Source organism: Microcoleus sp. bin38.metabat.b11b12b14.051 (genome assembly GCF_013299165.1).
Lineage (GTDB): Bacteria > Cyanobacteriota > Cyanobacteriia > Cyanobacteriales > Microcoleaceae > Microcoleus.
Window position 1 is genome coordinate 161,055 of record NZ_JAAFKD010000015.1, and the last position, 8,067, is coordinate 169,121.

Sequence of the window (8,067 nt, forward strand, 5' to 3'; positions counted from 1 at the left end):
ATATTTCACAATTTTACCTAATGCGGAGAACCTTATGCAGTCTATGCTTCCCGGTGCGCCCTGGTTGTTAGCGCACAAATCGATGCTGACAGTGAATCAACCCCGAAAAATGTCTTTGTACGGTACCGACTACGTGATGTGGCTAGACGCGGCTGGAGACATCCACGCCTTGCCAAATGCCTGCCCGCACATGGGCGCGATGCTGTCAGAAGGATGGTGCGAAACTCAGGGCGATCGCACAAGTGCGGTTGTTTGTCCGTTTCATGCCCTGAAGTTTGATGCCGCAGGCTGCACCGTTTTACCAGGATCGAACAAGAAAACACTGCCTCAACTGAAACCATTAGACCTGATAATTCAGGGAGATTTCATCTGGTCTTATGGGGGATACGAGCCGAAAATTCCCATCCCGACGATATTGAATGAGTTTGCGGCTGAATTTGAGTTTATTGGCTACACAGCGGATGTCAGCGTCAAAACCAAGCTGTTGCCTATGCTGCTCAATATGCACGATTACAATCACCAAAACGGCACCCACCGACCGATGTTTGAGATTGAAGAAGTGCAGTTTCAAAAGTTTGTCGATGACGGGCATCATTCTCACGCGCACTACGAAATGCCGCGCAAAAAGCCAGGTTTGCAAGACATTCTGAAAAATCCGGCACTATTGGCATTGCCACAAACACTCTCAGCGCATTTGGAAAACTTCTTTCCTTCGCTGGTGGTATTGCACAGTCAAATAGCGATAGGAAAAGCCAAGCAATGTCATATTTTTGTGCCAGAATCTGAAACCCATACGCGCACCTATGTATTGATGTTTGGTGAAGCGAAGCATCCAGTCTTTAGCTTGCTGAAGCAAAATTTTCTCAATCTTGCTAAAGTTATTGTCGAGCAAGATGCAGATATTCTGGGCAAGATTTATGCGGATACGCCACAGAAAATTAAACTCGACAACGAAGTGGGGATGGACTGGGTGCGGCGTAATTTTGTCAGCTTTCCGAATGTCGTTGAACCCAACCTTTCTAAGTAAATTTCGGCGACTGTTTCACCAGATATTGATATTCACTCATTTTTTTTACACTGCGATCGCACGGGCGAAGCTCGCGATTGCTTGCGAAGTTTGCACTAGACATACAAAACTGATACCATTTTTTTAAACTTTTGCAACAGTATTTGTAGGGTGTATCGCTCAATAAATCCCTAAATTTAATCCAATACGGTTTACTTAAGACTGTCCTTCGAGAGGAACGTTAGCGAAGCGATCCGAAGGAAAGCAATCTCCGTATCTATTTTTCATAGGGTTTTACCCCCAGGGCAGTCGATCGTGAACCGTATTGAAATTTAATCGATTTTTTCAAGCGAGTGACGCACCTTACACATCGAGTTAAGCAAACAAGCCACAAAATTATTGTCTAGCACAACTTTTTATAAATGGTATGAGATGCAGCCAATAGCCATTGAGCGCGTTCTCAAGGCGTAAATATTAAATTATCAGGCAATTCCAACAGCCTAACAATGTGCCCTTTCACCTCAATTCAATTATCAAAATGGGTGAAATAGCGATTATTCCCAATACGGTTCAATTAAGGTTTTTTTGCCATTGAGAGCGATCGTTTTATCGTTTTGGCGATCGCGTTACCTTAAACCCAGCCTATCGAAATACACAAATACTGTGATCGGCTACTGTATCCGAGGGCTAGCCATCTGTCGAATCAAGCTGCCCTGTCCTGTGCATACAAATACTGCTGAAACCCAGTAAATACTTCAATTATATGCCGAATGCTCCCTAGTTCTTGCTGAGCATCGCCAACAGTATGATACTTTAATTCCAGTAGTGGAGATAATTTCGAGCGATCGAGTTCTCCGACACCTTCTTTGATATATTGATCCAGCACAAAGTCGATAAATTCTTGCTGTTTTCCGAAATAACGCGAGAAAATCAATGCCTTGTGAGCGATAACTCGCTCTCGACGGCTAACGGGTTTAGCAGCATAGGCAATATAGCTTAGCACGTCATAAAGGTCGCTGTTTTCAGCGTCGATCAGGCGACTAATTTGGGTAAGTTGTTCGTTACCGTAACCTTTGTCTGCAAGTCCGTCCAGCAAAGCTTTGCGAGTGTCGGGGCGGCTCCAGATTGCTCTTAATTCGTCTTCATTTTTAAATAGTTCTGGGATTTCCCCAAACAGGCGCTCGATAAACTCTGCGGCTGATATAGGCTTGCCGTCTGGACTCCAGAAAGTAGTCGCCATTGTGTGCTGTATGGTGCGCTCTTTACCGTCTGCAAGTTGAATTTTGACTTTTTGAGGGCGGGTTGGTTCCCTCACCCCAAAATTGTCTATTTCTCCGTCATCTCGGTTTGAACGGGGGCGTGTTTCTCTGGCGATAATCGGTGTCGGGGTTTCCGGTTCGCCATCCCATTCGGGGTCATTAAAATGCTGATAGGCTTCTACGAAATCGTAAATCGTGAAATAGTCTTTTCCTTCAAAAAGCCGCGTACCGCGACCGATAATCTGTTTGAATTCAATCATAGAATTGATGGGTCGCATTAACACGATATTGCGAACGTTCCGCGCATCAACTCCAGTTGATAGTTTTTGGGAGGTGGTGAGAATGGTGGGGATGTTTTTCTCGTTGTCCTGAAAAGTGCTCAAGTGCTGTTCGCCAAGTTTGCCATCATCAGCGGTGACGCGAACGCAGTAATTTGGAGCGGTGCTAATTTTCATCTGGTTTATCAAGTCTCGAACTGCGAGCGCGTGGTCTTGGCTGGCACAAAAAACCAGGGTTTTCTGATTTTGGTCGATGCTTTCCATCAACAGCCTGACGCGATATTTTTCTCGTTCTTCAATCTCGATGATGCGGTTAAAATCGGCTTCGGTGTAACGTCTGTTTTCTTCTGCTTGCCCTTCTATTAAAATATCGTCCGATGTATAGGTATATTCATCAAGTGTGGTTTCAAATTGCTTGACTTTGAAGGGGGTGAGAAATCCATCGTTGATGCCGTCTTTGAGGGCGTAGGTGTAAACAGGTTCGCCAAAATAAGCATAGGTGTCGGCGTTATTGTTTCTTCTGGGGGTGGCGGTGAGTCCTAGCTGTACGGCGGGCGAGAAGTATTCTAGGATGCCGCGCCAGTTGCTTTCGTCATTCGCTCCGCCTCGGTGACATTCATCGATAATGATGAAGTCGAAGAAGTCAGGCGGATAGTCGCTGAAGTTGTATTTTACCGAGCTTCGGCTTCGCTCAGCTCTCATCTCTTGTGTTGATTGAGCTTTCATCTCTTGTGTTGATTGAGCTTGATTTTCTGTTGATTGAGCTTGATTTTCTGTTGATTGAGCGGAGTCGAAATCAACATTCCCAGTCATGAAGGTTTGAAAGATGGTAAAAAAGACGCTGCCATTTTTGGGAACTCTGCCTCGTTTGCGGATGCTGTCGGGGTCGATACGGACGAGAGCATCTTCGGGGAAGGCGGAGAAGGCGTTAAAGGCTTGGTTGGCGAGAATATTCCGATCGGCTAAAAACAAAATTCGAGGGCGGCGGGTGGTTCGATTTCGCTCAGCAACCGTTGGTCGGTGGCTGAGGTTCCATCGGCTGTGGAATATTTTCCAGGCGAGTTGAAAGGCGACGAAGGTTTTCCCCGTTCCGGTTGCCATTGTTAACAGAATACGATCGCCCCCGGATGCGATCGCCTCTAAGACTTTGTTGATCGCATTGTGTTGGTAGTATCGCGCCTCCCAAGTGCCGCTTTTATCCTCGAAGGGGATGGCAGAAAATCGATCGCGCCACTCGTTGGTTTGGGCAAAAGTAGCATCCCACAGTTCATCGGGGCTGGGATACTGGCTGATGTAGCTTTCTGCCCCAGTGTGCATATCGATTTGGTAGATGCCGGTGCCGTTGGTGGAGTAGGTGAAACGGGTTTGCAACTTTTCAGCGTATAGCTTCGCCTGTCCCACACCTTCGGTGTCTGGTGAATCCTGTTTTTTGGCTTCGATGACGGCTAGCTTTTGATTGCGATACACCAGAACGTAATCAGCATACTTCCGCTTTCCTCGTTTCCCATCACCCACTAGGCGACCGGGGGCGATCGTAACTTCCCGACGGATGTAGCTGTCGGGGACAACTCCCCAGCCTGCGGCTTTGAGGGCGGGGTCAATTAGTTCGGCGCGGGTTTCAGCTTCGTTCATGGTTAGGTCATCTCGGTTTGCGTTAAAACACTTTTTTGTTTGTGCTGCAAGGGTTTCAGGTTTTGAGATTCATCTATCTCGGTTTGCTTTAAAGCACTTTTATGCCCAAAAAGGCAGGTAGCGAGCATAACGGGTAGAGGTTGATTCTGATTCATCTGTCTCGATCAAGCCAGCTTCTTTGGTAGCTTTGATAATCAGAGAAACGGTTGCTGTTTGTGACTCACTGAGACGAAATCGATCCCGCAGGGTTTGGTTAGACATCCGTTGATTGCTGACATACAGCAGACAGCAATGCTGGTAGCAAGCTCGAATTCGGTCTGTTTTGCTCATGTCGGCGAAATCTTGATGAGCAAACAGCACTGCCGTGGTGCGTGTGTCACCTACTCTAAAATCTGGTGCGGGTAGTTGAAACACCTCTGCTGCGCTGACAACTTTGTCAATGCCGCTGCCTTTTTCTTCACATATACCGAAACGTCGCATTAGATCGGCGAGTTGTTCGTTGCGAGAGCGATATTCGTCAATAAATCGCTCTACCTTAATGGGCGGGATGCCAGGATTAGATATCTCTATGCGATCGCTATACATCTCAATCATCACTGAAGTACCTGTTGCTAGAAAGTCCTGATGTACCAGCGCATTAGCAATAAGTTCTCTTAAAGCCTGTTCCGGGAACATCTTCACTTCTTCTCGCACAACTTCCTCGATAAAGCGATTTTGCGGTGCTGCTGAGTGGACAAAATCCACTAACCCCGCAAAGCCAACGGCATAGCCTCGATTGTCTGTCTTATCGTCACGGGTTTGTAGCTTATTCATACCTTCGTAGATGACGACACGGGGTGCTTTACGAGCCAATGCAGGGCAAAAGGCTTCCAGTTTTTTTGCCAAAAGGATGGCGGCTAGATTGCTAATTGTCCAACACTGTGTTGTGTGTTTGATTAATTCTTGGGTCTGCAATCTTTCTAACACAGCATCGCGGCTAGTCGGATAGGGAATTTCTAGCAGTTCAAAGTAGGTTTGAGTATCTAGGAGAGCGATTACATCGTCAGGGCTAGCGTTACATCGGGCGGGTTGAGAAAACCAATCTTGTTGGTCTTCCGCAAAAATAGTCTTGAGTACATCTGGTGTCATCGGCACTAGCTCCTCTCCCGCTCTCATGAGGTAGGCTCCATCAAAGGCTAATGGTTGCCCGACGGGACGGGTTGGCACTTTAAAAACTAGCACTCGACCTTTTTGATGTTGTAATTCTGTTACTTCAACCCGAAATCTGAGTTCATTAACTATTTTCGCTTTAATACTGTTCAGATGTTCTGCTGTTGACCAAGCTTGGGAACCTACTACTTGGCGAGGTCGCTTATCGGTAACGCCCAAAACGATATAACCACCTCCTTCATTCGCCAGCGCTACGCAATATTTCAGCAGCTTAGTTGAATCAAACTGTAGTTTGGCTTCTTTAAATTCAAGATTTTCTGTCTCTGTGGGTACAACGAGCCATTGTTCAAGGGTTTCAAGGGTAATCATGCGGCAATTTCCTCCTCAGCAGTTTTCGGGGTGTCTGCGGTGAGTTCGCCTGTAAAGGCTTTTTGGAGGATGGATTGTTTGAGTTCTTTGAGGGCGGCGAGTTTTTGGCGGTAGATGGCTTCGAGGCGTTGGGTTTCAGTGGCTATCTCGTCAATTTTTTGTGCAATATTTACTTGTTGTGAAAGACTAGGAATCCATGTGCTATATCGAAAAAGATGATCTCGGTTCACTTTCGGCATTCCTGCTCGATCTGAGCCTGCAATTGCATATTTTGTAAAATTTCTACTCATTAGAAGATGGAATAAGAAGTCTCGGTTTAGTTGCCCATCATTAGGTAATAATGGATAAACATCTGCACTACAAAGCCCACTAAATTCTGGTCTACAAGCTTTCATCAAGTAAGGGCGAATTTTGCTATATAAAATCATATTTTCATCAAAAATAAATTTACCTGATTTCAGTTTTTCTTCCCTTGCAGTTTTAACCTCTATTAGTTCGCCAGTCAGGGAAATCATGTTACCTGCACCAACGTGTGGTAGGTCAAGGAACTCTGCTTGGCGAGGATCAATGAGTTTAGATGTGATACTGCAAATATCCTCTAACTTCTTCTCTACCCACCCATCGCCTTTCTGGGTAAAGACGTTGTTCAGATAGCTTTCAAAGAGTTCGCGGGCGTTGGCTAAGTTTTTTTCGGTGTTGGCGATCGCGCGATCGATCGCCTCAAACGCCTCATCCAAAATCGCCACAATCCGTTTTTGTTCTGGAAGTGGAGGGATATTAATGACTAATGCTGATAACTTAGAAGCGTTAAATCCCCCTTGAGCACTACCAGAGATGCCAGAAGATACACTGTCCCAATATTCGCTAGTCTGGAAATACTTAGAAATAAATTTAGCTAAAATAGTAGGATCTTGTACTCTTAGTCGAATCAAGTAAGATGCAGCTACAGATTCTGGTGGATTGCAGACTAAATAGCTTTTGCCAGTTGTTGCTCCAGTTCGTGCAAAAACAATATCTTGATCGATAAGTCTATATTTTTTTAAATCATCTTCACTAATTGGGCAGTATGGAACTCTAGACCAGTTAACCCTATCCTTTTGAATATCAGTAATTCTGAGAAACTTTGAGCCAAAATTTTCAACAGAAGCTTTTGCTGTATATCCGTAACTGATTACAGCAATATCACCTAATTGTAAGTTTCTCCATTCTTTCATCACCTTTTTAATCCTCTCCTAGTTCAGGTTTATTAGCTGGTTGAGCGACTTGCCCTGAGCTTGCCGAATCGGAGTCAAAACCAGCATTTTTATAATGCGAATCATTCTGACACTCTGCCAAAATATGAAGGCGATCCCAGTTACTCTCCATCAGAGCAATTTTTTTCCTTCGATTCCAACCCTGAACCTGCTTTTCACGATAAAAAGCATCCGCTACATGATCAAAATACTCAGCATAGACCAATTTTACAGGCAGTCGTTTTTGCGTATGATTTGCACCCAAACCATTTTGATGCTGCCACAAACGACCTGGTAAATCTTTTGTACTTCCCGTATAGAAGGAGCTATCAGCACATTCCAGAATATACATATAGGGCATGGTTATAACCTCCTCTCAACACCGGACTTCGACTTCGCTCAGTCCTCATCTTTTATTGTTAATCCTGAGCTCTAGCTGGATGAGCTCATCTCTAGCTGGCTGAGCTCATCTCTAGCTGGCTGAGCTCATCTCTAGCTGGCTGAGCTCATCTCTAGCTGGCTGAGCTCATCTCTAGCTGGCTGAGCGAAGCCGAAGCCATCCCTCCTGTAAAAACCGGACTTCGACTTCGCTCAGTCCTCATCTCATCTCATCTCATCTCATCTTATCTTTTGTTGTTAATCCCGATCTCTAATGAACTGAACTCATCTCTAGCTGGCTGAGCGAAGTCGAAGCCATCCCCCCTGTAAAAACCGGACTTCGACTTCGCTCAGTCCTCATCTCATCTCATCTCATCTCATCTCATCTCATCTTATCTTTTGTTGTTAATCCCGATCTCTAATGAACTGAACTCATCTCTAGCTGGCTGAGCGAAGCCGAAGCCATCCCTCCTGTAAAAACCGGACTTCGACTTCGCTCAGTCCTCATCTCATCTCATCTCATCTTATCTTATCTTTTGTTGTTAATCCCGATCTCTAATGAACTGAACTCATCTCTAGCTGGCTGAGCGAAGTCGAAGCCATCCCCCCTATAAAAACCGGACTTCGACTTCGCTCAGTCCTCATCTCATCTCATCTCATCTCATCTCATCTCATCTCATCTCATCTCATCTCATCTCATCTCATCTCATCTCATCTCATCTCATCTCATCTCATCTCATCTCATCTCATCTCATCTCATCTCA

General features: G+C 45.3%; 5 protein-coding genes. 1 reads left to right on the forward strand and 4 read right to left on the reverse strand.

Features of this window, described 5'->3' with window-relative positions; all coding sequences use genetic code 11:
- Positions 1 to 34 precede the first annotated feature (34 nt).
- Complete coding sequence (locus tag QZW47_RS17550; protein WP_293129104.1) at positions 35 to 1,027, forward strand: Rieske 2Fe-2S domain-containing protein; 993 nt, start codon at positions 35 to 37, stop codon at positions 1,025 to 1,027.
- Between the two features lie 682 nt (positions 1,028 to 1,709).
- Here QZW47_RS17550 and hsdR read toward each other — a convergent pair.
- From hsdR to QZW47_RS17570, 4 genes are all read right to left on the reverse strand, one after another.
- Positions 1,710 to 4,175 (reverse strand): EcoAI/FtnUII family type I restriction enzme subunit R, encoded by a 2,466-nt coding sequence (gene hsdR / locus QZW47_RS17555; protein ID WP_293129106.1) that lies wholly within the window; start codon positions 4,173 to 4,175, stop codon positions 1,710 to 1,712.
- Between the two features lie 99 nt (positions 4,176 to 4,274).
- Positions 4,275 to 5,693 carry an ATP-binding protein gene (locus QZW47_RS17560; protein WP_293129108.1) on the reverse strand — a complete coding sequence of 473 codons (1,419 nt, stop codon included), beginning with the start codon at positions 5,691 to 5,693 and terminating at the stop codon, positions 4,275 to 4,277.
- Positions 5,690 to 6,907, reverse strand: coding sequence for a restriction endonuclease subunit S (locus QZW47_RS17565; protein WP_293129114.1), 1,218 nt, complete (start codon positions 6,905 to 6,907; stop codon positions 5,690 to 5,692). Before QZW47_RS17565 ends, QZW47_RS17560 begins: the two co-directional genes overlap by 4 nt.
- Before the next feature lie 7 nt (positions 6,908 to 6,914).
- On the reverse strand, positions 6,915 to 7,286 hold the full coding sequence (locus tag QZW47_RS17570) for a GIY-YIG nuclease family protein (protein WP_293129110.1): 372 nt from the start codon (positions 7,284 to 7,286) through the stop codon (positions 6,915 to 6,917).
- Positions 7,287 to 8,067 lie beyond the last annotated feature (781 nt).